Origin of the sequence: Pseudomonas sp. 2822-17 (genome assembly GCF_002742485.1) — a bacterium.
In the GTDB taxonomy this organism is placed as follows: Bacteria; Pseudomonadota; Gammaproteobacteria; order Pseudomonadales; family Pseudomonadaceae; genus Aquipseudomonas; species Aquipseudomonas cyclaminis.
This window is the reverse complement of the sequence record NZ_LJRZ01000574.1, coordinates 1-274: the sequence shown is the minus strand read 5'-3', so window position 1 is coordinate 274 and position 274 is coordinate 1. Positions and strand designations below refer to the sequence as shown.

The 274-nt window shown below is 37.6% G+C and carries 1 protein-coding gene; it reads right to left on the bottom strand.

What is annotated here, in order from left to right:
* Window positions 1-274, bottom strand: a 274-nt coding sequence (locus AOA60_RS23450; protein ID WP_368731589.1) for a hypothetical protein, incomplete at both ends; no start/stop codon positions are given.

Below are 274 nucleotides of genomic sequence, written 5' to 3'. Positions count from 1 at the left end.
TTCGTCTACTTTTTCCTTAAAAGCTTTCATTACTTCAGGAACCTGTTCTTCACCTAATACTTCTTTAGCTTCTTCATTATAGTCTATATCAGCCATAAAGAACAACTCTGTTAACTCAACGATTTCTGCACCAAAGCTTAATTTCTCTTGATGAAGTGCAATTAATTCATGAGCCCACTGTCTTTCTTCTCCATCCATATCCTCTGGAAGTTTCCCAGCTTTTATTAGATGAGGAAGTGCAAGATCAACGACTCTGTCTACATCTGCTTCCTTC